This window comes from Micromonospora sp. CNZ296 (assembly GCF_007827635.1).
In genome coordinates this window covers 49,503-75,656 of the sequence record NZ_VISW01000026.1, presented here as the reverse complement: position 1 = coordinate 75,656, position 26,154 = coordinate 49,503, and the positions used below count along the sequence as shown (strand labels likewise).

Annotated in this window: 24 protein-coding genes and 2 pseudogenes; 9 read left to right on the top strand and 17 right to left on the bottom strand. The window is 72.3% G+C overall.

The genetic code is table 11. The features are described from left to right. Window positions 1-261: 261 nt before the first annotated feature. The 5 genes from tatC to FB455_RS30640 all read right to left on the bottom strand — a co-directional run bounded on the left by tatC (window position 262) and on the right by FB455_RS30640 (window position 4,059). Window positions 262-1,215 carry a twin-arginine translocase subunit TatC gene (tatC, locus tag FB455_RS30660; protein WP_030273988.1) on the bottom strand — a complete coding sequence of 318 codons (954 nt, stop codon included), beginning with the start codon at window positions 1,213-1,215 and terminating at the stop codon, window positions 262-264. 21 nt (window positions 1,216-1,236) lie between these two features. Next, entirely contained in the window at window positions 1,237-1,581 is a 345-nt protein-coding gene (tatA, locus tag FB455_RS30655; RefSeq protein WP_030273989.1) for a Sec-independent protein translocase subunit TatA, read from the bottom strand. 216 nt (window positions 1,582-1,797) lie between these two features. After that, window positions 1,798-2,046, bottom strand: a complete 249-nt coding sequence (locus tag FB455_RS30650) for a hypothetical protein (RefSeq protein ID WP_013286117.1) — start codon at window positions 2,044-2,046, stop codon at window positions 1,798-1,800. Window positions 2,047-2,056: 10 nt separating this feature from the next. Beyond that, entirely contained in the window at window positions 2,057-3,064 is a 1,008-nt protein-coding gene (locus FB455_RS30645) for a helix-turn-helix transcriptional regulator (protein WP_013286116.1), read from the bottom strand. Then, the gene (locus FB455_RS30640; protein ID WP_013286115.1) at window positions 3,061-4,059 is read right to left on the bottom strand and encodes a helix-turn-helix transcriptional regulator; all 999 of its coding nucleotides are present in this window, start codon (window positions 4,057-4,059) and stop codon (window positions 3,061-3,063) included. Before FB455_RS30640 ends, FB455_RS30645 begins: the two co-directional genes overlap by 4 nt. Before the next feature lie 104 nt (window positions 4,060-4,163). Here FB455_RS30640 and FB455_RS30635 point away from each other — a divergent pair. Continuing rightward, window positions 4,164-5,018, top strand: a pseudogene (locus FB455_RS30635) (cation diffusion facilitator family transporter); the annotation flags it as partial. 187 nt (window positions 5,019-5,205) lie between these two features. Then, complete coding sequence (locus FB455_RS30630; protein WP_030273993.1) at window positions 5,206-6,291, top strand: DUF3866 family protein; 1,086 nt, start codon at window positions 5,206-5,208, stop codon at window positions 6,289-6,291. Between the two features lie 12 nt (window positions 6,292-6,303). On the opposite strand, the gene FB455_RS30625 is transcribed toward FB455_RS30630, so the two are convergent. Next, window positions 6,304-6,852: a carboxymuconolactone decarboxylase family protein gene (locus FB455_RS30625; protein WP_013476945.1), complete on the bottom strand. Its 549-nt coding sequence runs from the start codon at window positions 6,850-6,852 to the stop codon at window positions 6,304-6,306. Window positions 6,853-7,087: 235 nt separating this feature from the next. Between FB455_RS30625 and FB455_RS30620 the strand changes: the two genes are divergently transcribed. Beyond that, complete coding sequence (locus FB455_RS30620; protein WP_030273995.1) at window positions 7,088-8,032, top strand: hypothetical protein; 945 nt, start codon at window positions 7,088-7,090, stop codon at window positions 8,030-8,032. 12 nt (window positions 8,033-8,044) lie between these two features. Here the strand turns inward: FB455_RS30620 and FB455_RS30615 are convergent, their stop codons facing one another. The 8 genes from FB455_RS30615 to arc all read right to left on the bottom strand — a co-directional run bounded on the left by FB455_RS30615 (window position 8,045) and on the right by arc (window position 15,928). Further along, window positions 8,045-8,263 (bottom strand): hypothetical protein, encoded by a 219-nt coding sequence (locus tag FB455_RS30615; RefSeq protein ID WP_030273997.1) that lies wholly within the window; start codon window positions 8,261-8,263, stop codon window positions 8,045-8,047. A gap of 59 nt (window positions 8,264-8,322) precedes the next feature. Then, complete coding sequence (gene pafA, locus FB455_RS30610; RefSeq protein WP_013286109.1) at window positions 8,323-9,681, bottom strand: Pup--protein ligase; 1,359 nt, start codon at window positions 9,679-9,681, stop codon at window positions 8,323-8,325. A 146-nt stretch (window positions 9,682-9,827) separates the two neighbouring features. Beyond that, window positions 9,828-10,661, bottom strand: coding sequence for a proteasome subunit alpha (gene prcA, locus FB455_RS30605; RefSeq protein ID WP_013476947.1), 834 nt, complete (start codon window positions 10,659-10,661; stop codon window positions 9,828-9,830). Between the two features lie 54 nt (window positions 10,662-10,715). After that, window positions 10,716-11,555 (bottom strand): proteasome subunit beta, encoded by an 840-nt coding sequence (gene prcB / locus FB455_RS30600; RefSeq protein WP_176739678.1) that lies wholly within the window; start codon window positions 11,553-11,555, stop codon window positions 10,716-10,718. Further along, entirely contained in the window at window positions 11,474-12,142 is a 669-nt protein-coding gene (locus tag FB455_RS30595) for an endonuclease VII domain-containing protein (protein WP_030274002.1), read from the bottom strand. Before FB455_RS30595 ends, prcB begins: the two co-directional genes overlap by 82 nt. Before the next feature lie 5 nt (window positions 12,143-12,147). Continuing rightward, window positions 12,148-12,354 (bottom strand): ubiquitin-like protein Pup, encoded by a 207-nt coding sequence (locus FB455_RS30590; protein WP_013286106.1) that lies wholly within the window; start codon window positions 12,352-12,354, stop codon window positions 12,148-12,150. 107 nt (window positions 12,355-12,461) lie between these two features. After that, window positions 12,462-13,979 carry a depupylase/deamidase Dop gene (gene dop / locus FB455_RS30585; protein WP_036311545.1) on the bottom strand — a complete coding sequence of 506 codons (1,518 nt, stop codon included), beginning with the start codon at window positions 13,977-13,979 and terminating at the stop codon, window positions 12,462-12,464. Window positions 13,980-14,146: 167 nt separating this feature from the next. Next, window positions 14,147-15,928 (bottom strand): proteasome ATPase, encoded by a 1,782-nt coding sequence (gene arc / locus FB455_RS30580; protein ID WP_145755625.1) that lies wholly within the window; start codon window positions 15,926-15,928, stop codon window positions 14,147-14,149. Window positions 15,929-16,105: 177 nt separating this feature from the next. On the opposite strand from arc, the gene FB455_RS30575 reads away from it, so the two are divergent. Continuing rightward, the gene (locus tag FB455_RS30575; RefSeq protein WP_013286103.1) at window positions 16,106-16,399 is read left to right on the top strand and encodes a ferredoxin; all 294 of its coding nucleotides are present in this window, start codon (window positions 16,106-16,108) and stop codon (window positions 16,397-16,399) included. A 59-nt stretch (window positions 16,400-16,458) separates the two neighbouring features. Here FB455_RS30575 and FB455_RS30570 read toward each other — a convergent pair whose 3' ends face one another. The 3 genes from FB455_RS30570 to FB455_RS30560 all read right to left on the bottom strand — a co-directional run bounded on the left by FB455_RS30570 (window position 16,459) and on the right by FB455_RS30560 (window position 19,206). After that, a complete protein-coding gene (locus FB455_RS30570; RefSeq protein WP_013476950.1) occupies window positions 16,459-17,031 on the bottom strand; it encodes a hypothetical protein in 573 nt (190 codons plus the stop codon). A gap of 175 nt (window positions 17,032-17,206) precedes the next feature. Next, the gene (locus FB455_RS30565) at window positions 17,207-18,151 is read right to left on the bottom strand and encodes a tRNA (adenine-N1)-methyltransferase (RefSeq protein WP_013476951.1); all 945 of its coding nucleotides are present in this window, start codon (window positions 18,149-18,151) and stop codon (window positions 17,207-17,209) included. Further along, on the bottom strand, window positions 18,148-19,206 hold the full coding sequence (locus tag FB455_RS30560) for a M50 family metallopeptidase (RefSeq protein ID WP_151014987.1): 1,059 nt from the start codon (window positions 19,204-19,206) through the stop codon (window positions 18,148-18,150). The genes FB455_RS30565 and FB455_RS30560 overlap by 4 nt, the downstream gene beginning before the upstream one ends. Before the next feature lie 214 nt (window positions 19,207-19,420). On the opposite strand from FB455_RS30560, the gene FB455_RS30555 reads away from it, so the two are divergent. The 5 genes and pseudogenes from FB455_RS30555 to FB455_RS30535 all read left to right on the top strand — a co-directional run bounded on the left by FB455_RS30555 (window position 19,421) and on the right by FB455_RS30535 (window position 26,109). After that, window positions 19,421-20,338, top strand: coding sequence for a RecB family exonuclease (locus tag FB455_RS30555; protein ID WP_030274008.1), 918 nt, complete (start codon window positions 19,421-19,423; stop codon window positions 20,336-20,338). A gap of 153 nt (window positions 20,339-20,491) precedes the next feature. Then, a pseudogene (locus tag FB455_RS34970) lies at window positions 20,492-21,014 on the top strand (ADP-ribosylglycohydrolase family protein). Window positions 21,015-21,851: 837 nt separating this feature from the next. Continuing rightward, a complete protein-coding gene (locus FB455_RS30545) occupies window positions 21,852-22,535 on the top strand; it encodes a response regulator (protein WP_013286098.1) in 684 nt (227 codons plus the stop codon). 260 nt (window positions 22,536-22,795) lie between these two features. Then, window positions 22,796-23,560 carry an ABC transporter ATP-binding protein gene (locus tag FB455_RS30540; protein WP_013476954.1) on the top strand — a complete coding sequence of 255 codons (765 nt, stop codon included), beginning with the start codon at window positions 22,796-22,798 and terminating at the stop codon, window positions 23,558-23,560. Continuing rightward, the gene (locus tag FB455_RS30535; protein WP_030274012.1) at window positions 23,560-26,109 is read left to right on the top strand and encodes an ABC transporter permease; all 2,550 of its coding nucleotides are present in this window, start codon (window positions 23,560-23,562) and stop codon (window positions 26,107-26,109) included. Before FB455_RS30540 ends, FB455_RS30535 begins: the two co-directional genes overlap by 1 nt. The last annotated feature ends 45 nt before the right edge of the window (window positions 26,110-26,154 follow it).

The following is a 26,154-nucleotide window of genomic DNA, read 5'->3' as shown; positions in this document are numbered from 1 at the left end:
CCGGATCAACGAAGAGCCACCCAAGTGATCACCAACGCCGAACCCTAACGGCAATCAGCCGAACCGATCACCACAGACATAGAAGCGTCTTGCAGCTGCGGCCCGGTCAAGCCGCTCATATCGGGCGTTCGAGGGGCGCCAAGTCCATGATCGACGCGGGACAGGGCGTCAGCGTCCTCGGCGGGCGGCGGTGGGCGGCTGGGAAGACGCGGACGCCGTCCCCGTGAGGCGGGGACGGCGTCCGGCGGTGAGCGGGGTCGGTCAGGTCATGTCGTCGTAGCGGCGCTCGATCGGCTTCGGGGCGACGATCGGCTCGGGTGCGCCGATGGGCTCGGACGCCTCGATCCGGCCGCTGGCGGGCACCGGCTCGTCCGACAGGTCAAGCGGTGACACCTCGTCGTCGGCGATGCCGGCGTAGACCTCACGCCCGCGACCGCGCCGCTTGTCGTTGATGAACGCCACCCCCACCGCGGCGAAGTAGAGCGCGCAGAGGCAGATCGCCAGCGCGGTCATGCCGAACGGGTCGGGTGTCGGCGTGACCACGGCGGAGAACGCGAAGAACACGAACACCGCCACCCGCCACCAGCTCAGCAGCCGCTTGGCGCTGGCCAGGCCGACGAAGTTGAGCATCAGCACGATCAGCGGGAACTCGAACGCCACACCGAACAGCAGGATCAGGTTCGTGACGAACGATATGTAGCGGGTCACCTCGAGGTTGGTCGCGATGTCGTCGCCGGAGATGTCGAGCAGGAACTCGAGCCCCTTGGTGGTGACGAAGAACGCCAGCACCGCGCCGGCCGCGAACAGCGGGGCCGCCAGGGCGGTGAAGACGTATGCGTACCGCCGCTCGTGGCGGTGCAGGCCGGGCGCGATGAACGCCCAGAGCTGGTAGAGCCAGATCGGCGCGGCGATGATCAGGCCCACCCAGAGGCCGATCTTGAGGTTCAGCAGGAAGACGTCGGCGACGCCGAGCTGCACGAACTTGCACTTGCCCGTCGCCGCGTCGAACGACTGCGGCAGGTCGCAGTAGGGCTTGGACAGCAGCACCCGGACCGGCTCGGCCAGCCAGATGCCGAAGCCGAAGCCGACCAGGATCGCCAGCGACGCCCGGAACAGCCGGTTGCGCAGCTCACGGATGTGCTCGATGAGCGTCATCGAGCCGTCGGCCGCGCGCGCGAAGCTGCTCGGGCCGCGCTTCTTCAACCCGAAGGCCACGGTGGTTGAGGCCCTCTCGGATCAGTTCTCGCGGACGCGCTGCACCGGGTCGGCCGGCGGGGCCACGGGCTGCTGCGGCTGCGGCTGCGGCGCGTACGGCTGCTGCTGGGCGTACTGCTGCTGGCCCTGGGCGTACGGCTGCTGCTGCACGTGCCCCTGCTGCGGCGGGAGCGGCTGGTAGCCGGACTGCGCGTCGGCCTTCTCGGCGAGATCGCGGTCGTCGTCGTGCAGGCTCTTGGTCTCGGCCTTGATGATCCGCAGCGAGCGGCCCAGCGAGCGGGCCGCGTCGGGGAGCCGCTTCGCGCCGAACAGCAGGATCAGCACGACCACGAGTACGGCGATGTGCCACGGCTTGAGGGCACCCATGGGAAGCTCCAGTCGCTCTGTGTCGGTGAGGGTGGGTCGTCGCCCATCGTACGTGTGTCGCAGCGGCTTGCCACCCCCGCGGGCCTGCTCGTGCGGGCCCGATCGGTGAAGTTTCGACCAACCCGAAGTGTCCCGTCAACCGTCCAGGTCCGCGCATTTCTGCGCGCAACCGCCCGGGAACGCGCAGCCGACGCTCACCGGGCCGATCGGCGTCGATCAGTCGCCGCGCTTGGCCTTGATCAACATGATCCGCTCCTGCGCGACCGCCGCCCGCTCCTGGAGCGACTCGGCCCGCGCCTGCAACTGCTCGGCGGCCGACCGCAGCGACTCGGCCTCGACCGCCCGGCGCTGCAACGCCAGCGCGGAACGGCGCAGCCCCGGCAGGCGGCTCACCACCGGACGGATCGCCAGGGCCAGTACGACCAGCGCGAACACCACGACCCCGAGCACGATCCACGTCACCACGGCGGTCAGCCTATCGGGTGCCGCCGACGGCTGCCGGGTCGGCGCTGCCGGCCGGGGTGGCGTACGCGTCGAGCGCGGCCACGGCCTGGGCGCGTACCTGCTCGGCCAGCTCGGCCGGGGCCACCACAGTCACCTCCGGGCCCAGCCCGAGCACGAACCGCCGGGCCCACCCGAGGTCGGTGACGCGCAGCGACACCAGCCACTGCTCGCCGTCGGCCTCGACCCGCTCGCACGGATAATATTCGGTGATCCACCGCTCGCCCCGGCCGATCCGCAGCGTGATCAGCGGCAGGTCCGCCGACGGGCGGAACACGCCGTCGCTGAGATCGTGCGGGCGGGCCTGCGGCGGCACCACCGCCTGCTCCGGCAGCTCGGTCACCGCGTCGATCCGGTCGGCCCGGAACAGGCGTACCCCCTCGGCGCGGCGGCACCACGCCTCCACGTACGCCCGGCCGCCGACCATCAGCATCCGCAGCGGGTCGATGGTGCGTTCGGTGGTCTCGTCCCGCGCCGGGGTGTAGTAGGTGATCCGCAGCGCCCGGCCGCGCTCGACGGCGGCGCGCAGCTCGCGTACCCGGGCGCTGTCGCCGGGCAGGCGGACCTCGACCGGCGCGCCGGCCAGGTCACCGGCGGCATTCTCGATCTTGGCGAGCGCCCGTTCGACCGCCTCCCGGTTGGCCACGCCGGGCGTCTCGGCGATCATCCGCAGCGCCACCACCAGGGCCAGGGCCTCGTCCGGGGTCAGCCGCAGCGGGCGGTCGATCCCGGCGTCGTAGGTGATGGTGACCCGGTCGCCGTCGAACGCCATGTCGATCAGGTCGCCGGGGCCGTAGCCGGGCAGCCCGCACACCCAGAGCAGTTCCAGGTCCTCCCGGAGCTGCTTCTCGGTCACTCCGAGGTCGTGCGCCGCCTCGGCGATCTCGATGCCGGGGCGGGCCAGCAGGTAGGGCACCAGGTTGAGCAGCCGGGCCAGCCGGTCGGCGGAGGCACGGCCCGCGCGGGACGCCGGGCGGGTCACCGGGCACCTCCGGTCACTGCCAGCTCGTCGTGCCGGGCGGCGACCTCCTTGAGCCGCTGGATGACCGCCTCCCGTACCTCCGGTGGCTCCAGGACCCGGACGTCCGGGCCGTACCCGACGATCTGGCCGGCCAGGTAGTCGGCGTCGGCGTACGGCAGCACCAGCCGGTCGCCGTCGGGGCCAGCCTGGCACTCGACGGCCCAGCGGCGCAGCCCGGCGGCGCGGCCCGGCGTGGCCAGCACCGTGGCCCGGCCGGTGCGTTCCACCGGCCCGGACCAGCGGGCCACATGGCTGATCAGGTCGACCCCGGCGGGCGGCTCGTAGGCGCCCGGCTCGCCGGTCGCCCGGACCGTGCCGACCACCCGCGACAGCCGGAAACAGCGGGTCGCCGCCCGGTCCAGGTCGTGGCCGACGACGTACCACCGGCCGCGCCAGCAGACCACGCCCCACGGTTGCACCCGGCGGCGGGTGGGCGCGTCCCGGTCCGGCACGCGGTAGTCGAAGCTGACCTCGCGCCGGTCCCGCGCGGCGGCGGTGAGCGGCGCGAACGCCGGGTCGACGGTGACCATCGGCTCCAGGCCCAGGGTCGCCTGCGGGTCGACGTCGATGCCGGCGGCGCGCAGCTTCGCCAGCCCCGACGACGCGGCGGCGGCCAGCCCGGCGTGCTGCCACAGCCGGGCGGCGATGCCCACGGCCGCGGCCTCGTCCGGTTCGAGCGGGATGTCGGGCAGCGCGTACGCGCGCGGCGCGATCCGGTAGCCCGGCTCGGCGTCGAAGACGCTCGCCGTGCCCGTCTCCAGCGGCACGCCCAGCTCACGCAGCTCGGCCTTGTCGCGCTCGAACTTGCGCTGGAACGCCTCGTGGTCCTTGGCGTCGTCCGGGTCGTGCTCGTAGCCGGGCACGGTCGCGGCGATCTGCGCGGCGGTCAGGAAGCGTCGCGTCGACAGCAGGCAGATCACCAGGTTGACCAGGCGTTCGGTACGGGTCCGGGACACGCCCAAACGCTAGCAGCCCGCGCGTCGGGCGCGGGCACCCGCGCGGCGCGGCGCGGGGGTCTTCCCACCCGGCGGCGGGCATCGACCGGTCATAGGGTGATCGCATGGCGGAACCGGAGGTCAAGACCGAGAGCGTCGGCACTGTCGTGGTGGCCGGCGCGGCGAACCTCGCCATCGCGGTCGCCAAGCTGGTAGCGGGCCTGATCTCGGGCTCCGCGGCGATGCTCTCCGAGGCCGCCCACTCGCTCGCCGACACCACCACCGAGGTGCTGCTCTACCTGGCGCTGCGCCGCGGCGCGCGGCCCGCCGACACCCGGCACCCCTTCGGGTACGGCAAGGAGAGCTACGTCTGGGCGTTCCTCGCCGCGCTGTTCACCTTCGTGGCCGGTGCGGGCTTCGCCGTCACGCACGGCGTCACCACCATCCTGGTGCACGAGCACAGCGGCGAATACCTCGTCGCGTACGTGGTGCTGGCGGTCTCCTTCGCGATCGAGTCGGTGTCGCTGGCCCGGGCGGTCCGGCAGGTGCGCGGCGAGTCACGCCGCTGGGGCACCACCCCGCGCCGCTATCTGCGCCTGACCGCCGACACCACCGTCAAGGCCGTCTTCCTGGAGGACAGCGCCGCGCTGATCGGCCTGCTGATCGCCGCCGGCGGGCTCACCCTGTCGCACCTGACCGGTGACGAGCTGTACGACGGCGTCGCCTCGATCCTCATCGGCGTACTGCTGCTGGTGGTCGCCGTCGTGCTGGCGCGCAGCAACATCTCGCTGCTGGTCGGCCGCTCCGTCTCCGACCGGCTGCACCGGCGCATCGAGCGGGAGCTGACGGACGTGCCGACGGTGGACCACGTCGACACCCTGATGACCATGTTCCTCGGTCCCGACGACATCCTCGTCGCCGCCAAGGTCGACTTCCGTGACGACGCCACCGGCGCCGACATCGAGGCCGCCGCCGACGAGGCCGAACGCCGGCTCACCGGGCACTTCCCGGAGATCGCGTACGTCTTCCTCGACCCCACCCGGTCCGGTCCGGTTCGGCCGGCCGGACCGCCCGCACCACCCAGGACGAGGCGGGCCGCCCGGTCGACGACCGGAACCCCTGACCCGCCCGGGGGCCGTCCCGGCGGCGGCCGATACGGTGCACCGCATGGTGCGATGGCGGTCCGGCACGGTCACGGCGGTACGGCGACGGTGGGCCGGCGCTGTCGAACTCGACGTCGACCTGCCCGACGGCGCCCGGATGCGCGCCCTGGCCTACCCGGCCCTGGTCGGCGAGCCCGAACCCGGCGACCGGGTGCTGCTCAACGCCGGCGCGCTGCTGATGGGCCTCGGCACCGGCGGCTACGCGCTGGTCGTGGCGCTGCCCGACCGGCTGCCGCCGGACCCGCCGCAGGCCGGTGACAGCCGCGACGCCGGGCACCTGGTCAAGGCCCGCTACACGCCGCTGCAACCGATCCTCCTCGGCGTGGACGAGGAGGCGTCGCCGCACCACGACCGGCTGGCCGCGGCGGACTCGGTCGACGGCATGCCGGTGGTCACCGCCGATCTGCACTCCGCGCTGCCGGCGATCCTGGCCGGTGTACACGCCGACGCGCCCGACGCCCGGGTGGCGTACGTGCTGACCGACGGTGGCGCGCTGCCGGCCTGGTTCTCCCGCACCCTGGCCGGGCTGTCCGGGCACCTCGCCGGCACGGTCAGCGTGGGCCAGGCGTTCGGCGGTGACCTGGAGGCGAGCACACTGCACAGCGGCCTGCTCGCCGCCCGGCACGTGCTCGACGCCGACCTGACGATCGTCGCCCAGGGGCCGGGCAACCTCGGCACCGGCACCCGCTGGGGCTTCTCCGGCGTCGCGGTCGGCGAAGCCGTGAACGCGGTCGCCACGCTGGGCGGGCGCCCGGTCGGCTCGCTGCGCATCTCCGACGCCGACGCCCGCCCCCGGCACCGTGGCGTCTCCCACCACAGCCTGACCGCGTACGGCCGGGTCGCGCTGGCCCCCGCGGAGCTGGTCGTGCCGGACGGCCTCGCCCCCGGCCTGGCCGCGGAGGTCGCCGCGGCGCTGACGCCGCTGGCCGACCGGCACCGCATCGTCACGGTGCCTGCCGACGGCCTCGACGCGGCGCTGCGGGCCACCCCGGGCGGCCTGTCCACGATGGGCCGGGGCCTGGACGCCGACCACGCCTACTTCCTGGCCGCCGCCGCCGCCGGCCGGCACGCGGCCCGCCTGCTCGGCTGAGCCGCGCCGCCGTCAGATCGCCAGGTAACCGTTCGCGACGAGGTGGTCGGCGGCTCGCGCGTACGCCTCGGGATCCCGCGGCGTCCAGGTGCCCAGACCGTCGACGTAGCGGTTGAACATGCAGAACGCGGCGGCGATCAGCACCGTGTCGTGGATCTCCAGGTCGGTGGCGCCCTCCGCGCGGGCCGCCTCGACCAGTTCGGTGGTGACCTCCCGGCCGCTGCGGCGCACCGCGGCGGCGATGTGCAGCAGTGCCCGCAGCCTGGCGTCGACCGGGGCCGTGCCGACGTCCGCGCGCACCTGGTCGACCAACGGCATCCCGGCGGGCAGCTGTGCGGCGGCGAACGCCGCGTGCGACGAGCAGCAGAAGTCGCAGTCGTTGAGGCCGGAGACGTACGCCGCGATCAGCTCCCGCTCGCCCGGCGTCAGCGTGGGATGCGGCGCGCGCAGCAGCACCTCCGCCAGCTCGCCCAGCGGCTTCGCCGTATCCGGCCGGAACCGCAACGGCCCTCGGATGCCCGGATGTGCCTTCTCGTCCAGCCCGAGATCGATGTGTGCGATGACGTCACGCTCCCTGTCCGTGCCGGCGGTGCCGGCGGCCTCGCCGTCCAGAGTGCCGTCACCGCCGGCGCCGGAGAAGACGCCGGAGACAGGTCAGCATGATGGAAGAACCAGGGCCCTGCCCGGCCTCCCCATACTTGCCGGGTACTCGACTCCGGCCCCACCACTCCCCACTGACAGGCGTCGTTCCCGGCTGCCCGGGGAACGCGTGCGGCCGCCGTTTAGGAGGCCCCTCATGGCACTGCGACAGTTCCCGGACGCGACCCCCGACGCCGGGATCTCCCCCCATCGCCCCCGGCACCGGCTCCGACTCGCCCTGGTCAGCGCGGCAGCCGGCGTGCTGCTGGCCGTCCTGTGGTCGTTCGAGCTGGTCGACAAGGTCATCGGCGACAACGTCGCGAACACCGTGCTGGGCCACGACGCCAAGGAGACCGCCATCACCGGCACCGTCGCCGGATTGCTCTTCGCCTTCGTCTCCGGCTTCGCCGGGACCTTCACCGCCTGCAACATCGCCGTCGCGGCCTCGGTCGGGCCGATGAGCCAGGTCTCCGGCGCCGACCCGGCCGGTGGCACCCGGCCGGCGCTGCGTGCCCTGCTGCGCCCGGTCGGCTGGCTGACCCTCGGCATGGTCGCCGTCTCGGCGAGCTACGGCGTCGTCGGCGTGCTGGCCGGCGACCGGCTGCCCCAGCTGTCCACCGACGTGGTCGGCGGCGTCCCGGTACGCCTCATCCAGTCGTCGGTCGTCTTCGGCGTCATCGGACTCGCCCTGACCTACCTCGGACTCGCCGCGCTCAAGCTGGTGCCGGACGTCTTCGCGCACCGGCCCGTCGCCCGGGTGGTGACGATCGGCGCGCTCGTCGGCGGTTTCCTCGTCGGCCGGCCCTACCCGATGTTCAACAAGCTGTTCCACTGGGCCGTCGACACCGGCAACCCGCTCTACGGAGCGCTGGCGTTCACGCTCCAGTCGCTGGGCAACATCGTGCTCGTCACCGTCGTCTTCGCGGTCGCCGTGGCGATCAGCCGGGGACGCTTCCTCGCATGGATGGCCGACCCCCGCCGCGCCGCCGTGGTCACCGGAGCGCTGCTCGTCGCGCTCGGCGTCTTCACAGTCGTCTACTGGGACGTGCGGGTGCCTGCGCTGTTCGGCTTCGGCTGGTTCCCCCGGATGCCGTACAACTGACCGGCCCGGAACTCAGCCGAGGAACAGGATCAGCCCGAGCCAGGCGCCCACGATCAGCACCAGCGCCGCCGCCAGCACCCAGGTCGGCACCATGTAGTCGCCGCGCCTGTTGCGCTCGATCTCGGCGCGGATCTTCTCCCGCCGGCGGTCGATCCAGTTGAGCTTCTCGGTGCCGTCACGGTCCGAGGACGTCTCGCGGCCGGACCCACCGGCGGATTCGGAAGTGTTCATCGCGACGCCAGCGTACCTGTGGACGGGCGGCCGGTGCCGGGCACCGGCCGCCCGCACGATCACATGCTGGCGATCAGCCGCTCCACCCGCTCGTCGTAGGCCCGGAACGGGTCCTTGCACAGCACCGTGCGCTGCGCCTGGTCGTTCAGCTTCAGGTGCACCCAGTCCACGGTGAAGTCGCGCCGCTTCTCCTGGGCGTGGCGGATGAACTCGCCGCGCAGCCGCGCCCGGGTCGTCTGCGGCGGCGTCTCCTTCGCCTCGAAGATCTCCGGGTCGGTGGCCACCCGGTCCACCTCACGACGGCGCTCCAGCAGCCCGTACAGGCCGCGCCCGCGCCGCAGGTCGTGGTAGGCCAGGTCCATCTGCGCCACCCGCGGGTGCGACAGCGGCAGGTCGTGCTTGCGCTGGTAACGCTCGATCAGCTTCAGCTTGGTGACCCAGTCGATCTCGCGGGCCACCGGGTCCAGGTCGCCGGTCTCGACCGCGCGCAGCACCCGGCCCCACAGGTCGACCACCCGCTTCGCGGTCTGGTCGCCGCCCCGGCGCTCCACGAACTCCGTCGCCTTGGCCAGGTATTCCTGCTGGATCTCCAGCGCCGAGACCTCCTTGCCGGAGGCCAGCCGCACCTTGCGCCGGCCGGTGATGTCGTGCGACACCTCGCGGATGGCCCGGATCGGGTTCTCCAGCGTCAGGTCCCGCATCACCACGCCGGCCTCGATCATCCGCAGCACGATGTCGGCGGTGCCGACCTTCAGCAGCGTGGTGACCTCGTTCATGTTCGAGTCACCGACGATCACGTGCAGCCGGCGGTAGCGCTCGGCGTCCGCGTGCGGCTCGTCGCGGGTGTTGATGATCGGCCGGCTGCGGGTGGTCGCCGACGAGACACCCTCCCAGATGTGCTCGGCCCGCTGGGACAGGCAGTAGACAGCGCCGCGCGGCGTCTGCAGCACCTTGCCCGCGCCGCAGATCAACTGCCGGGTGACCAGGAACGGGATGAGCACGTCGGCGAGCCGGCCGAACTCGCCGTGCCGGGACACCAGATAGTTCTCGTGGCAGCCGTACGAGTTGCCGGCCGAGTCGGTGTTGTTCTTGAACAGGTAGATCTCGCCCGCGATGCCCTCGTCGTGCAGCCGCTTCTCCGCGTCGACGAGCAGGCCCTCCAGGATCCGCTCACCGGCCCGGTCGTGTGCCACCAGGTCGGTCACCGAGTCGCACTCCGGAGTCGCGTACTCCGGGTGCGAACCGACGTCGAGATAGAGGCGGGCGCCGTTGCGCAGGAACACGTTGCTCGACCGGCCCCACGACACCACCCGCCGGAACAGGTACCGCGCGACCTCGTCGGGGGACAGTCGGCGTTGCCCGCGATAGGTGCAGGTGACGCCGTACTCGGTTTCGAGGCCGAAGATTCGCCGCTCCATGATGAGACATTAGCCGCCCGGAGCCTCCGATGGGCAGCGCCGACGCTCGCCGCTTGCGATCTCCCCCGCGCAGATCGGCGAGGTGGCGGCATCCGTACGCGAAAAACCCCGCCACCTCGGCGAGGTGGCGGGGTCCGCGACGGTCGTCACTCGGCGGGCTTGTCCTCCGCGTTGCCCTCCAGATCGGCCGAACCCGCCGACGTGGTCGGCTTCTTCGCCTCCTCCGTCGGCACGGTCGGCGTCTTCGCCCGGCCCGGCGCGGGCGCGGTGTCGGCCTCGGCGTCGCCCTCCAGCAGCGCGGTGAGCGCCGCGCCGGTCACCCGCCGGAACGTACGCCCCACCCGGCGCCGGTCCAGGACCGCCACCTCCAGCTGGTTCGCGGCGATCGTGCGGGCCGCCCCGCCCTCGCCGCCGACGCTGCTCAGCGCCTTCATGGCGGCGCGGACCGCCTCCGACAGCGACATCTCCGGCCGGTGCTCGTTCTTCAGCACCCCGCTGATCGCCTCGGCCTGACCGCCCATCGCCATCCGGCCCGGCTCGTCGTTCACCGAGCCGTCGTAGGTCACCCGGTAGAGGGAGTCGTCCTCGGCGGTGGCGCCCACCTCGGCCACACAGATCTCCACCTCGAACGGCTTCGACTGCTCCGTGAAGATCGCGCCCAGCGTCTGCGCGTACGCGTTGGCGAGCGCCAGGCCGGTCACGTCCCGGCGGTCGTAGCTGAGCCCGTTGAGGTCGGCCATCCGCACGCCCGCGCGGCGCAGGTTCTCGAACTCGTTGTACCGGCCGACAGCGGCGAAGCCGATCCGGTCGTAGATCTCGCTGACCTTGTGCAGCGTGCTGGACAGGTTCTCGGCGACGAAGAGCACCCCGCCCTCGTAGCTCAGGACCACCGCGCTGCGGCCCCGGGCGATGCCCTTGCGGGCCAGCTCGGAGCGGTCGCGCATGATCTGCTCGGGCGAGGCGTAGAACTGCATGGCCACGGCGGCGGTTCTCCTTCTGCGGGACTGCTGACTCGGTGGACGGTGGGAGCGGCCTCAGCCGCCGGGGTTCTCCATCCGGCCGGACACCACGCTCTCCGCGATCGCCGCCGTCTCGGCGTCGGTGAGCCGGTGGGTGCCCTCGGCGGTCGCGGTCATCACGACCGGGTAGATCCGCCGGGTCAGGTCGGGGCCGCCGGTGGCGGTGTCGTCGTCCGCCGCGTCGTAGAGCGCCTCGACCGCCAGCCGCGTCGCGTCCTCGACCGACAGGCCGGCCCGGAACCGCTTCTTCAGCGCGGACTTGGCGAACAGCGAACCGGAGCCGATGGCGTCGTAACCGGTCTCCTCGTACGGGCCGCCGGTCACGTCGAAGCTGAAGATCCGCCCGGCCCGCTGCGGGTCGCTCGCGGCCAGGTCGAAGCCGGCGAACAGCGGGATCACGGCGAGGCCCTGCATGGCCGCGCCCAGGTTGCCGCGGATCATCGACGCCAGCCGGTTGGCCTTGCCGTCGAGCGAGAGCATCGCGCCCTCGATCTTCTCGTAGTGCTCCAGCTCCACCTGGAACAGTCGCATCAGCTCGATGCCGATGCCGGCGGTGCCCGCGATGCCGACGAGCGAGTACGCGTCGGCCGGGTGCACCTTCTCGATGTCGCGCTGGGCGATCAGGTTGCCCATCGTGGCGCGCCGGTCGCCGGCCATGACCACACCGCCGGCGGCCGAGATGGCCACGATGGTGGTCGCGTGCGGCGCCATGTCGGCGGCCATGCCGGGCGGCAGCGGCCGACGGCCGGGCAGCATCTCGGGGGCCACCTTGCTCAGGAACGCTGTGAAGGAGGACGTCCCCGCGTTGGTGAACACATCTGGAAGACGCCCGGATGGATCAAAACCCGCTGCCACGTGGTTCCTCTCAGGTACGTGATCGCCCTGGCCAGGACGTCGGAGTCATCCTTGAACTGACCAAGACCACCGTTGCAGTTGAAGCAGAGTATCCCGCGCACCCATCCGGTGCGATGATCGTGGTCCAGATGTTCCGGATCGGGGCGCCGGCAGATCGCGCAGACGCCGCCCTGCTCGGCCAGGAGCTCCTGGAACTCCTTCTCCCCGACCCCGTACCGACGACGCAGGTGGTACTCGCGATTGCCACCGTAGAGCCGCTGCTTGCTCTCGTTACCACGCGCGATGTGGCACGGCTTGCAGTAGCTGTGCCGACCGCTGGCGTTGGTCGTTCGGGGGAAATCGTCTACGGGCTTGATCTGCTCGCAGTCGGGGCACCACTTGAGGCCGTCCGCTACCGGCACGGCAGCCCTTCGCTGCGGCGCGATGCCACGTTTCCGGCGACTCGCCTCTGAGCGAGCAGCGGCACACGTCTTGCAGTAGAACGCCAGACCGTCTGGACGACGCCGATTACGGTGGAACGCCGACGCGGGAAGCGAGCGGCGACACTGGGGGCAAAGCTTGTCCGACGCCTCCGGCAAATCGGACATAAGCCTCATTGACCCCCCTTCTGCACATATCCTCTCACGAATTCCTCGGCGTTCTCCTCCAGGACGGAGTCGATCTCGTCGAGCAGGTCGTCCACGTCCTCGGTGATCTCGGCGTGCCGCTCGGCCACCTCGGGGTTGGCCTCCGCGGTGACCTCCTCGACCTCCTCGCGGGACTTGCCGGACTGGGTCTGCCCACCCTCTTGCGTCGCCATGGTGGTGCCTCCTCCACGATCGCCTGCGATCAACTTACCTCGCGGGAGCGACGAAAGGCCCGTCGCGTGCCCGTTTCCGGCACCCGGCGGGCCTTCCGGCATCGGGGTCACCCGCCGGTGAGCGTCTCCAGCAGATCCTTCGCGCTCTCGCAGCGGTCGAACAGCTCGCCGACGTGCGCGCGGGTGCCCCGCTCGGGCTCCATCATCGGCACCCGGACCAGCGACTCCCGGCCCACGTCGAAGATGACCGAGTCCCAGCTCGCGGCGACCACCTCGGAGGCGTACCGGTCCAGGCAGCGGCCCCGGAAGTAGGCCCGGGTGTCCTCCGGCGGCTCGGTCATCGCGGTGCGCGTCTGCTCGTCGGTGAGCAGCGTCTTCATCGAGCCGCGCTGCACCAGACGGTGGTAGAGGCCCTTCTCCGGCCGCACGTCGGAGTACTGGAGGTCGACCAGTTGCAGCTTGTGCGAGCCCCAGGCGAGCTTCTCCCGCTCCCGGTAGCCCTCCAGCAGCCGCAGCTTGGCCACCCAGTCCAGCTCGTCGGCGCACTCGAACGCGTCCCGGCCGAGCCGGTCCAGCACGCTCTCCCAGCGGCGCAGCACGTCGGCGGTCTGCGCGTCCACGTCCTTGCCGTGGCGGTCGTCCACGAAGGAGCTCACCCGCTCCAGGTACGCCCACTGCACGTCCAGCGCGGTGAGCCTGCGGCCGTCGCGCATCCGCATCAGGTGCTTGAGCGACGGGTCGTGGCTGACCGCGCGCAGCTCGGCCACCGGGTCGGCGATGCCCAGGTCCGCGCCGAGCGCCTTCTCCTCGATCATGGCGAGGATCAGCGAGGTGGTGCCGACCTTGAGGAACGTGGAGATCTCGGAGAGGTTGGCGTCGCCGATGATGACGTGCAGCCGGCGGTACTTGTCGGCGTCGGCGTGCGGCTCGTCGCGGGTGTTGATGATGGGCCGCTTGAGCGTCGTCTCCAGTCCCACCTCGACCTCGAAGAAGTCGGCCCGCTGGGAGATCTGGAAACCGCTCTGGCCGCCGTCCTGGCCGATGCCGACCCGCCCGGCGCCGCAGACGATCTGCCGGGTGACGAAGAACGGCGTCAGGTACGCCACGATGTCGGCGAACGGCGTCTGCCGGCGCATCAGGTAGTTCTCGTGCGCGCCGTAGCTCGCGCCCTTGTTGTCGGTGTTGTTCTTGTACAGGTGGATCGGGTGGGTGCCCGGGATGGTCGCGGCGCGGCGGGACGCCTCGGCCATCACCCGCTCCCCCGCCTTGTCCCACCGCACCACGTCAAGGGGGTTTGTGACCTCGGGTGTGGAGTACTCCGGGTGCGCGTGGTCGACGTAGAGGCGGGCGCCGTTGGTGAGTATGACGTTGGCGAGCCCGAGATCCTCGTCCGCGAGCGCCTCGGCCGGGTCGTACGCGGCGCCGGAGTAGGTGAACCCCCGGGCGTCGCGCAGTGGCGACTCCTCCTCGTAGTCCCAGCGGGCCCGGCCGCCCCGGTTGAGTTCCGGCCGCGCCCCGTAGGCGTTGACCACCTGGGAGGAGGTGACCATCGGGTTGGCTCCGGCCTGACCGGGCACGGAGATGCCGTACTCGACCTCGGTGCCCATGATCCGTCTAACGCTCATCGACCTGCCCGCTCCGCTCGCCGTCCCGGTCCCCGTCACGTCGAGCGTAGTCGGCGTGACGCGCCGAGGGGGCGTGGCGGCAGCGCCGGGTCCGGTGTGGCGGCTTCCCCGGGTACGCGCGAAGGCCCGTGGCGCGTACGCCACGGGCCTTCGTCGAGGGGGTCGGACTACAGGTACTGGCCGGTGTTGCTGGCGGTCTCGATGGACCGTCCGGCCTCGGCGCCCTTGCCGCCGGAGACGAGCGTGCGGATGTAGACGATCCGCTCGCCCTTCTTGCCGGAGATGCGGGCCCAGTCGTCGGGGTTGGTGGTGTTGGGCAGGTCCTCGTTCTCGCGGAACTCGTCGACGCAGGCGTCGAGCAGGTGCTGCAGGCGCAGACCCTTGCGGCCGGAGGTGAGGAACTCCTTGATGGCCATCTTCTTGCCCCGGTCGACGATGTTCTGGATCATCGCGCCGGAGTTGAAGTCCTTGAAGTAGAGGACTTCCTTGTCACCGTTGGCGTAGGTGACCTCGAGGAACCGGTTCTCCTCGGTCTCGGAGTACATCCGCAGGACCACCGCGTCGATCATCGCCGCGACCGTGGCCTGGGCGTCGCCGCCGTGTTCGGCCAGGTCGTCGGCGTGCAGCGGCAGGCCGGCGAGGATGTACTTGGAGAAGATGTCCTTCGCCGCCTCGGCGTCCGGCCGCTCGATCTTGATCTTCACGTCGAGCCGGCCGGGGCGCAGGATCGCCGGGTCGATCATGTCTTCCCGGTTGGAGGCGCCGATGACGATGACGTTCTCCAGGCCCTCCACGCCGTCGATCTCGCTGAGCAGCTGCGGGACGATGGTGTTCTCCACGTCGGAGGAGACGCCGGAGCCGCGGGTGCGGAACACCGAGTCCATCTCGTCGAAGAACACGATCACCGGAGTGCCCTCACCGGCCTTCTCCCGCGCCCGCTGGAAGATCAGCCGGATGTGCCGCTCGGTCTCGCCGACGTACTTGTTGAGCAGCTCGGGGCCCTTGATGTTGAGGAAGAAGCTGGTGTGCCGATCCTTCCCCTCCCGCTCGGCGATCTTCTTGGCCAGCGAGTTCGCCACCGCCTTGGCGATGAGCGTCTTGCCGCAGCCGGGCGGGCCGTAGAGCAGGATGCCCTTCGGCGGCCGGAGCTGATGCTCGCGGAACAGGTCGGAGTGCAGGAAGGGCAGTTCCACCGCGTCGCGGATCTGCTCGATCTGCGCCTGGAGGCCACCGATGTCCTCGTAGTCGACGTCGGGCACCTCCTCCAGGACCAGCTCCTCGACCTCGCTCTTCGGGATCCGCTCGTACGCGTACGCCGAGCGGGGCTCGATCATGAGCGAGTCGCCGGCCCGGATCGCGCTGCCGATCAGGGTCTCGGCGAGGTGCACGATGCGCTCCTCGTCGGAGTGCGAGACCACGAGTGCCCGGTCACCCGGAGCGCCCTCGGGGCCCGCCAGGATCTCCTTGAGCATCACCACCTCGCCGACCCGCTCGTAGCCGAACGCGTCGACGATGTTGAGCGCGTCGTTGAGCAGGACCTCCTGGCCCCGGCGCAGCTCGTCGACCTCCAGCGAGGGCGAGACGGCGACGCGGAGCTTGCGCCCGCCGGTGAACACGTCCACCGTGCCGTCGTCGTGCTTGGCCAGGAAGACGCCGTAGCCACTCGGCGGCTGGGCGAGCCGGTCGATCTCCTCCTTGAGCGTCACGATCTGCGCGCGAGCCTCCTTGAGGGTGCTCACGAGCCGCTCGTTGTTCTCGGTCAGCCGCGCCAACTGTGCCTGGGTGGCCGCCAGCCGCTCTTCGAGCTGCCGGACGTGTAGAGGGCTTTCGGTCAACTTGCGCCGCACCAGAGCGAGTTCCTCTTGCAGGAACGCGACCTGCGTGGAGAGATCGTGGGCTTCCTTTTCCCACCGTGCGGCGCGCGAGTCCGCGTCGTCGCTGCGTGCCACGTCCCACCTCCCCGGGGGGCTTGAACGTTCTGACCTAACACTAGCCGCTATGAGCCCGATTCGGTCCACAGCAACGCGCTCGTCACCGAAGCTTGATCGCGAAGGGCTGGTCGCGGGGCGGGTACGGGCGTTCGGGTACCGTCGGAGCGTGGGACGGGAGAACATGGGGGGTGCTTCGTGACCGACGTCGCGACCGACCAGTTGCAGGTCTGGGTGGATCAGGATCTCTGCACCGGTGACGGGCTCTGCGTGCAGTACGCGCCGGAGGTCTTCGAGTTCGACGTCGACGGCCTGGCGTACGTCAAGGGCCCCGACGGCGAGCTGCGGCAGGCCCCCGGCGCCCGGGTGGACGTGCCGGAGCACCTGCGCCTCGAGGTGATCGACTCCGCGAAGGAGTGCCCGGGCGAGTGCATCCACGTGGTGCGCGGCAGCGACGGCGTCGAGGTGGCCGGCCCGGAGGCCGAGGACTGAGGCGGAGACGGACACGACGGGCCGGGGACGTGTGGTCCCCGGCCCGTCGTGCGTCCGCCTCAGAGCAGGGGCCGGCCGACCACCGAGGCGACCAGCCGGGCGAACTCCTCCAGCCGGGCGATCTGCCCGGCCCCGCCGTCGTCGAGGGTCTTGCCGAATCGCAGCGCGTCGTGCCGGGGCGCGCCGATCGCCTCGTCGCTGGGCGGTGCCTCGTCCAGTGAGCTGAGCAGCAGGTACACGTCGATGCTGTCGACCCGTACGGTGCCGTTGTCGGCGCGCATGAGCCGCCGCCGGCAGCCGACCTCGGTGACGGTGGACAGCGGCACCACCCGCAGCGACGAGGTCATCGCGCCGGGCGGCCCCTCCCCCGGCGGCACGTCCTCGCCGTGCCAGAGCACCAGCCGGCTGCCGTCGCAGACGACGACCTCCTGCCACACGCCGTTCACCTCGTTGACGAAGCGCTCCAGCGTGAAACCGAGCACTGAGGCGCCGCGCAGCACGCCGTCGAGCGCCTCCAGCGCGATGTCCGGGTCGCGCAGGTACGCCCGCGCGGCCGACTCCAGGTCGGTGTAGGGCGACCAGTCCGGGAAGACGGCGGGCAGGTCGCCGTTGCCGTAGCCGGGGTTGCTCACGCCGCCTCCCGCCGACCCGCGCCGCGGCGCCGCCGTCGGTTCCGGTCACCGGCACGGGCGCGCCGCCCGACGCGCGCCCCGATCCGCTCGCTCATGCCACCGTCTCCACCCGCTCAGGTGTCGTCCCCACCGGCACACATGATCCGCCCGTGCGCGCGCGGGCGCGCGGCGGGGGTCAGGACTGCTCCGGCTCCTCCGCCGCGCGGGCCGCGGCGGCGGCGCGCAGGGCGTCGCGGCGCTGCGCGTACGCCTCGGCGCCCTTGCTGGGCTTGCGCCGCCGCGGCGGCGCGGTGACCCCGGGGGCGAGCTTGCGCGCGGAGACCAGGAACGCGGTGTGGGCGATCATCCGGTGGTCCGGTCGGACGGCGAGCCCCTCGGCGTGCCAGTCGCGCACGAGCGACTCCCAGGCGCGCGGCTCGGTCCAGCCGCCGCGCTCGCGCAGCGCCTCGACCAGCTCGGACAGCTGCGGGGTGGTGGCCACGTAGCCGATCAGCACGCCGCCGGGCACGAGTGCCCGCTCGACCATGTCGAGCATCTCCCACGGGGTGAGCATGTCGAGGATGATCCGGTCGAATCCGGTCTCGGCGCAGTCGGCGACGTCGCCGACGTGCAGGTTCCAGGCCGGGTGCGGGCCGTTGAAGAACGCCTCGACGTTGCGGCGGGCGATCTGGGCGAAGTCGTCGCGCAGCTCGAACGAGTGCAGCTCACCCTCGGTGCCGACGGCCCGCAGCAGCGAGCAGGACAGCGCGCCGGATCCGGCGCCGGCCTCCAGTACCTTGGCGCCGGGGAAGACGTCGCCCATGGCGACGATCTGCGCCGAGTCCTTCGGGTAGATCACCTGGGCGCCGCGCGGCATGGACAGCACGTAGTCCGACAGCAGCGGCCGCAGCGCCAGGAACGCGGTGCCGCCGCCGGCGGTGGTGACCACGCTGCCGTCGGGCAGGCCGATCAGGGTGTCGTGCTTGAGGATCCCGCGATGGGTGTGGAACTCCTTGCCCGGCTCCAGCGTCACGGTGTGCATCCGGCCCTTCGGGTCGGTCAGCTGGACCCGGTCGCCCGGCCGGAACGGCCCGCGGTGGACCGGGGGCAACGCCGGGACGGTGGAGATCTCTGCGGTCACGTGTTCGTCTTCCGTTCGGGTTCCAGGAGCTGGGCGAGATCCGCGATGTGCAGCACGCCGACCACATCTTCGCCTGCCGTCACGACGTACTGCGCGCCCGGGTGGGTACGCACGGTCTCCAGCACCCGCTCGCCGTCCGCCCCGAGCGGCAGGGCCGGCACGGCGGACAGGTCGCGGGCCACCTCGTCCACCGCGACCCACGGCCTCCGTTCCGGGGGTACGGCGGCGACGCGGGCCGGGTCGACCAGGGCGACCGTACGGCCGGCCGAGTCGACCACGCCGAGCGCCGCCTCGGGGGTGCCCGCCTCGTCGCGGCGGCGCTGGGCCTCGGCCAGCGGCGTGCCGGCGGGCACCGGCAGTACCGCGCGGGCCAGCCGGGCCAGGTCGACCAGGTGCAGCCGGCGGCCGATGCGCGCCATCCGGATCGACTGGCCGGCGCCGCGCCACAGCGTCAGCGCGACGAGCAGCAGCAGCGGCAGGGCCAGCGGGGCCAGCGCCCGGCGCATGGTGAGCACCACGACCAGCGCCAGCGTACCCAGCGCGACGGCCCGGCCCACCCAGCCGGCCACCTCGGTGCCGCGGTGCCGGTCGCGGGTGAGCGCCCACACGGCGGCGCGCAGCGCCCGGCCGCCGTCCAGCGGCAGGCCGGGCAGGCTGTTGAAGATCGCCACCACCACGTTGCTGACCGCGAGCTGGAAGGCGAGCTGGTGGCCGAGCGTGCCGGCGGGCAGGGCGAGGGTGGCGGCGACCGCGCCGGCGCCGAGCACTGCGGAGACGGCCGGACCGGCCAGGGAGATCAGCAGCTCGACCCGGGGGCTGGGGGCGTCGCGGTCCATCTCGGTGTAGCCGCCGAGCAGTTCCAGCGTGATCCCCCGCACACCGATGCCGTACCGGCGGGCGGTCAGCGCGTGGCCCAGCTCGTGCAGCAGCACGGAGCCGAGCAGGGAGATCACGAAGCCGAGGCCGACCAGGTAGCCGCCGAGCGGGCCGAGGTCGAGCTGGCGGCGGGCCAGCGCCGCGTACAGCACCGTGACCACGACGGTGAGCAGCAGCATCGAGGCGTCGACGCGCAGCGGCACCCCGAGGACCCGGCCGAGGCTGAGCCCCGGCCGGCGGGGTCCTCGGCTCCGCTGCTGCACCGGCCCGATGCTACGTGAGCTGAGCTTCGGCGAGCCCCGCAGCCGGGGACGACCCAGGGCGCCGCGATCCCGATCATGCTTCGGTGCGGCGACGCCGGCCCTGTCACACGCGTGCCCTAACCTTCCGGTCATGACGGCGGAACCGATGATCGACAGTCACGGCGACCAGACGGCGGCACCGGCGCCGGTCACCGTGCGGGCCTCGTTGTCGCCGTCGCGGGCGGCAGATTTCAAGACCTGCCCGTTGCTCTACCGGTTCCGCAGCATCGACCGGCTGCCCGAGCGGCCGACCGTCGAGCAGGCCCGGGGCACGCTCGTGCACGCCGTGCTGGAGCGGCTGTTCGACCTGCCGGCCGCCGCGCGCACCCCGGAGTCGGCGGGTGACCTGGTCGCCCCGCAGTGGGACCGGCTGGTCACCGAGGAGCCGGAGCTGGCGACGCTGTTCGCCGACGGCGACGCCGTCGGGCCGCAGGAGTTCCTCCGGTCGGCGACGGCGCTGCTGGACGGCTACTTCGCGGTGGAGGACCCGCGCCGGCTGGAGCCGGCCGAGCGCGAGGCGCTGATCTCCGCGGTGGTGGACGACGAACTTCTCATCCGGGGCTACCTCGACCGGCTCGACGTCGCGCCGGACGGCGCGCTGCGGGTGGTCGACTACAAGACCGGCGGGGCGCCGCGCGAGGCGTTCGAGGCGCGCGCGCTGTTCCAGCTCAAGTTCTACGCCCTGGTGCTGTGGCGCACCCGGGGCGTGGTGCCGCGCGTGCTGCGCCTGCTCTACCTCAAGGACGCCGAGGTCTGCGACTACGCGCCGGACGCCGACGAGCTGGTGCGTTTCGAGCGCACCGTGGTGGCGCTGTGGCGGGCGATCGAGCAGGCCACCGCCCGGCAGGACTTCCGTCCCCGGCCGAGCCGCCTGTGCGACTGGTGCAACCACCAGGCGCTGTGCCCGAGCTACGGCGGGACGCCGCCGCCGTTCCCGGTGGCCGCCGCCGCGCCCGACCCGCTCGTGGACGCCCGCTCCCGCCCGGTGGCGCCCGGCGCCGACGAGTGACCTCCGCTCCCGCCGGAGGGTGCCCGGGCTGACGCCTGGCCGGAGGGTGCCCGGATCGACACTCGATCCCGCGCACGCCGGTGATGCCCAGCCGTACCCGCCGTCAATCCACCCGTTCGGACCGTAACCGCACACAAGAGCGCCCGCGGTCCCGTGCGGACCGGCGCGCGGAGCGCCCGCGATCCCGCACGCGGCTCGGGCGCGGGGAGCGCGTCCGAGCCCGATGCGGGACCGGCGCGCAGAGCGCCGTGGGAGTGGACCGACGACACCGAGATGGCCTGTTCGGTGGTGGCCGGGCTGGCCGGCGGGGGACGGATCGACCGGGACCGGCTGGCGTTGGCGTTCGCGCGGCGCTGCGGCCCACACCCGGGGGTACGGGCCGGGCGCGGTGACGGTGCTGCGGCTGATCCGTACCGGCACGCCGTGGCCGGTGGCTGCCGCGTCCGCATTCGACGGGCAGGGCTCCTGCGGCTGGGTCGCCGCCACGCTGCCGCACGACTGTCCGGCCGCGATCCGTGTCGGGGTGGAGGCGGGCGGCCACGTGGACACCACAGCCGCCATCGCGGGCAGGACCGTTGCCGCGTACACCGGTTTGAGCGGGCGCGACCGCCCACTTCCCGCCGTCTGGGGGCATGCGCGCCACCTCGGGGAGGTGGCGGGATCGAGCGGTGCGTGATGCCGCAACCTCCCCGACCAGGTGTGGATCACGATCGGTGGCGACCGGGCACCCGGACCACTTCACCGAAGTGGCGAGGTTGACGGGGCGGGATGCACCCAGGTCAGGGAGGTGGCGGGTCGACGGGGTGGGGCGCAGCCACATCGGGGAGGTGGCGGGGTCAACGGGGGTGGGACGCAGCCACATCGGGGAGGTGGCGGGGTCGACGGGTGCATGATGCCGCAACCTCCCCGAGCAGGTGTGGATCACCATCGGTGGTGACCGGGCACGCAGCACCTCGCCGAGGTGGCGGGGTCGACGGGGGCGTGACGCCACCTCGGGGAGGTGGCGGGGTCGATAGGGGTGGGATGCAGCCACCTCGGCGAAGTGGGGTCGATCATGCGGGGCGTGCACCACCGGCCGGGACGGGCTCGCCGAGCCGCCGCGCGGCGCTCCCCGATCTGGGCGATTCCGGTGTCAGGTCACCGCGGGGCGGAATCGGGTGCCGGGCCACTCTGGGACGAATGCGGCGCCGGGTCACCGTGGGCCCCGCGATCCCGCGCGGGCCGTGCGCGCAGACCGCCCACGATCCCGCGCGGGCCGTGCGCGATCCCGCGCGGGCCGTGCGCGCAGACCGCCCCGCGATCCCGTCAGGGCCGTGCGCGCAGGGCGCCCCGGGATCCCGTGAGGGCCGGCGCGCAGAGCCCGGCCAACCCGCGGGATCGGGGCGGCCTGATCGGCGACCGGGCGGCCGGCGCCCTCTACGGTGGTTACCGCGGCCCGGTTCGCGCTGGATGGATCGCGGGCGCGTGCCGGCGGGCTCCGGCCGGACCGCCGACCGGACGACGAGGGGGATGCATGACCGAGGGCGCCGTCTCCCGGCCGGTGCGGATTCTGCTCGCCGACGACCAGCCGCTGCTGCGTACCGGATTCCGGATGGTGCTCGGCGCGGAGGACGACCTCGACGTGGTGGGTGAGGCCGGCGACGGCGTGGAGGCGGTGGAGCTGTCCCGGCGGCTGCTGCCCGACGTGGTGCTGATGGACATCCGGATGCCGCGCCTGGACGGAGTGGCCGCCACCCGGGCGATCGTGTCGGCCCGGCTGCCGGTCCGCGTGCTCGTGCTCACCACGTTCGAGCAGGACGAACACGTCGTCGGGTCGCTGCGGGCCGGGGCGGGCGGCTTCCTCACCAAGGACGTGCCGGCCGAGGATCTCGTCGCCGCGATCCGCACTGTGGCCGCCGGGGGCGCGGTGATGTCCCCACGCATCCTGCGCCGGCTGCTCGACCGCTTCGCCCAGGTGCTGCCGGACCCGGCCGCCGCGCCGGCGCGAGCGCTGGAGCCGCTGACCGACCGGGAGCGCGAGGTGCTCACCCACATGGCGCGTGGACTGTCCAACGCGGAGATCGCCCGGTTGCTGTCGGTCAGCGAGACCACTGTGAAAACCCATGTCGGTCATGTGCTGACGAAGCTACGGTTGCGCGACCGGGTCCAGGCGGTCGTGCTCGCGTACGAGACGGGCCTGGTCCGTCCCGGCGGCTGAGGTGGCGCGGGTCGCCTACCGTGACCAGCGGCGGGGCTGATGTGTTGACCATCACGCGGGGTCAGGCCCTGACGTCGGCGTCGCCTGCCGGTCAGGGGTCACCCTGAGCCCGGATGGGGGTCGACCCTCACCGGAAGATCGGCGCGGATTCCACCCCAGGTCGGAGGGCTTTCGGGCTCGCGACCCCGAGGATGGATTCCGCCGCACCGGCCAGCGGGGGCGGTGCGGCATGAGAACGACATACGGAAGAGGTAGATGACGTGACCGCGACGGTAGGCCGAGAGCAGGCCGCGGCCCGGGCGAACGACGTGTGGAAGGTGTACGGCAGCGGTGAGGCGCAGGTCGTCGCGCTGCGGGGGGTGACCGCCGAGTTCGAACGCGGCCGGTTCACCGCGATCATGGGGCCGTCCGGCTCCGGCAAGTCCACACTCATGCACTGCCTCGCCGGTCTGGACACGGTGACCAAGGGCACCGTGATGATCGGCGACACGACGGTGACCGGTCTCAACGACGCGGGTCTGACGAAGCTGCGCCGGGACAAGGTGGGCTTCATCTTCCAGCAGTTCAACCTGCTGCCCACGCTCACCGCGCAGGAGAACATCCTGCTGCCGCTGTCGATCGCCGGGCGCAAGCCCGACCCGGCCTGGTACGACACGGTGATCGACACGGTCGGCCTGCGGGAGCGGCTCGGGCACCGCCCGGCTCAGCTCTCCGGCGGCCAGCAGCAGCGCGTGGCGTGCGCCCGGGCGCTCGTCGCCCGCCCCGAGGTGATCTTCGCGGACGAGCCGACCGGCAACCTGGACTCCCGCTCCGGCGCCGAGGTGCTCAAGTTCCTGCGCAACTCGGTGCGCGAGCACGGCCAGACCATCGTGATGGTCACGCACGACCCGACCGCCGCCGCTTACGCCGACCGGGTGGTCTTCCTCGCCGACGGGCAGATCGTCTCGGAGCTGATCGAGCCGACCGCCGAGACGGTGCTGGACACGATGAAGAAGCTGGACGCCCCGGTCGAGGTGGGCAACTGATGCTGCGGGCAACGCTCAAGAGCCTGCTGGCGCGCAAGCTGCGCCTGCTGCTGTCCGGCCTGGCGGTGGTGCTCGGCGTCATGTTCGTCTCCGGCGCGTTCGTGCTCACCGACACGCTCGGGCGGTCCTTCGACGCGGTCTTCGCCGACGCGTACGCCGAGGTCGACGTCAGCGTCGAGGCGAAGCCGAAGATCGACGTCTCCACTACGGAGGGCATGCCGCTGAGCACCCCGATGCCGGCGTCGGTGCTCGACCGGATCAAGGCGGTGCCCGGCGTCGCCGACGCCGAGGGCGTGGTCGCCGCCGACGGCGCCCGCATGATCGGCAGCAACGGCAAGGTGGTCACCTCGTTCGGTCCGCCGCAGCTGGGCCAGAACTGGCTCGGTGAGAGCGACCTGGTGGAGATCCGCGAGGGCCGCGCGCCGCAGGCCGACGACGAGATCGTGATCAACACCGCGCTGGCCGAGGCGGGCAAGGTCAAGGTCGGCGACCGGGTCGGCGTGCTGACGCTCGCCCCGAAGAAGGAGTTCACGCTCGTCGGCGTGTTCGGCTACAGCGGCGGCCGGGACTCGATCGGTGGCGCCAACGAGGTCTACTTCACCACCCCGGTGGCGCAGCAGCTGATGCTGGGCAAGCCGGACGTGTTCAGCAACGTCAGCGTCCAGGCCGCCGACGGCACCACGCCGGCCGCGCTGCGCGACGAGCTGGCCCGCACCCTGGGCGCCGACTACCAGGTCAAGACCGGCGAGCAGCTCGCCGCCGACGCCTCGGCCGGCCTCAAGGAGGGGCTGTCGTTCTTCAACAAGATCCTCCTCGGGTTCGCCGCGGTGGCGCTGCTGGTCGGCACGTTCCTGATCCTCAACACGTTCTCGATCATCGTGGCTCAGCGCACCCGTGAGCTGGCCCTGATGCGCGCGATCGGGGCCAGCGGCAAGCAGGTCATCGGCTCGGTGGTGCTGGAGGCGCTCGCGGTCGGCCTGATCGCCTCGGTGCTGGGGCTCGCCGCCGGCATCGGCGTGGGCGCGCTGCTGGCGTACCTGTTCGGTCAGCTCGCCGGGGGTCTCACCCTGGCCGGGCTGGGTGTGCCGGCCTCGGCGGTGATCGGCGCGTTCGCGGTCGGCATGCTGATCACGGTGATCGCCGCGCTGCTGCCGGCGGTGCGCGCCTCGCGCATCCCGCCGATCGCCGCGATGCAGGACGTCGCCACGCCGGACCGGCCGCTCACCAAGGTCACCATCGGTGGCGCGGTGGTGACCGGCATCGGCGCGGTGCTGCTGTTCCTCGGTCTCGGCGGGCACGCCGGCGACAGCACCCTGGCGACCATCCTCGGCGGCGTACTGTTCGCGTTCATCGGCGTGGCGCTGCTGACGCCGATCATCAGCCGGCCGGTGGTCTCGCTGCTCGGCGCGATCTTCTCCTGGTCGGTGCCGGGCAAGCTGGGCCGGCTCAACTCGGGCCGCAACCCGCGCCGCACCGCGATCACCGCCGCCGCGCTGATGGTGGGCATCGCCCTGGTCACCGGCGTGACGGTGATCCTGGACTCGGCAAAGGGCAGCATCGGCGCGCTGGCCGAGGACACCATCAAGGCGGAACTGGTGATCTCCGGGGCGTCGTCCGGGCCGCGCCCGGCGAGCTTCGACCCGGCGGTGCTGGAGAAGGCCGCCACGATCCCGGGCGTCCAGATGGTCGACGGCGAGTACGGCGACATGGCAGTGGTCGGCGGCGAGCGGACCTGGGTGGCCGTGTCGAGCAACGTGGCCGCGCTCCAGCAGATCTTCGGGGCGAAGGCCACCGCCGGTGACATCAGCAAGCTGGCGCCGGACCAGATGCTGGTCAGCTCCGACACCGCGAAGGCACGCAACCTCAGCGTCGGTTCGACGGTGCCGGTGCAGCTGTCCCGCGGCGACGCCCGCACCTACACGGTCAGCGGCATCTACGAGAGCTCGCAGCTGACCAACCCGGTGACGCTGCCGCCGCAGGCCGCCGCGGACTTCGCCATCCCGCAGCCGATCCAGGGTTTCCTGCAGCTCGCCCCCGGCACGTCGGTGGACGCGGTGCAGCCGCAGGTCGAGCGGTTGCTGGCGGACAGCCCCGAGGTGTCGGTGGCCGACCGGGCCGCGTTCATCGAGCAGCAGACCGGCCAGCTGGACTCCCTGCTCCAGATGATCCAGATCCTGCTGGCGCTGGCCATCGTGATCGCCGTGCTGGGCATCATCAACACGCTCGCGCTGTCGGTGCTGGAACGGACCCGCGAGCTGGGCCTGCTGCGGGCGATCGGCCTGCGCCGCGCCCAGACCATGCGCATGATCACGGTCGAGGCGGTGGTGATCTCCATCTTCGGCGCACTGCTCGGCGTGGTGGTCGGCACCGGTCTCGGCGCGGCGGTGGTCGAGGCGCTCAAGGACGAGGGCATCACCGACCTGGTCCTGCCGTGGGGTCAGATGGTGACGTTCCTGATCCTGGCCGCGATCATCGGCGTGGTCGCCGCGGTGCTGCCGGCGATCCGGGCCGCGCGGATCAACGTCCTGGGCGCCATCGCCCACGACTGACGTGAAAGGAAGGGCCCCTTCTTAACGCCTCGCGCATAAGAAGGG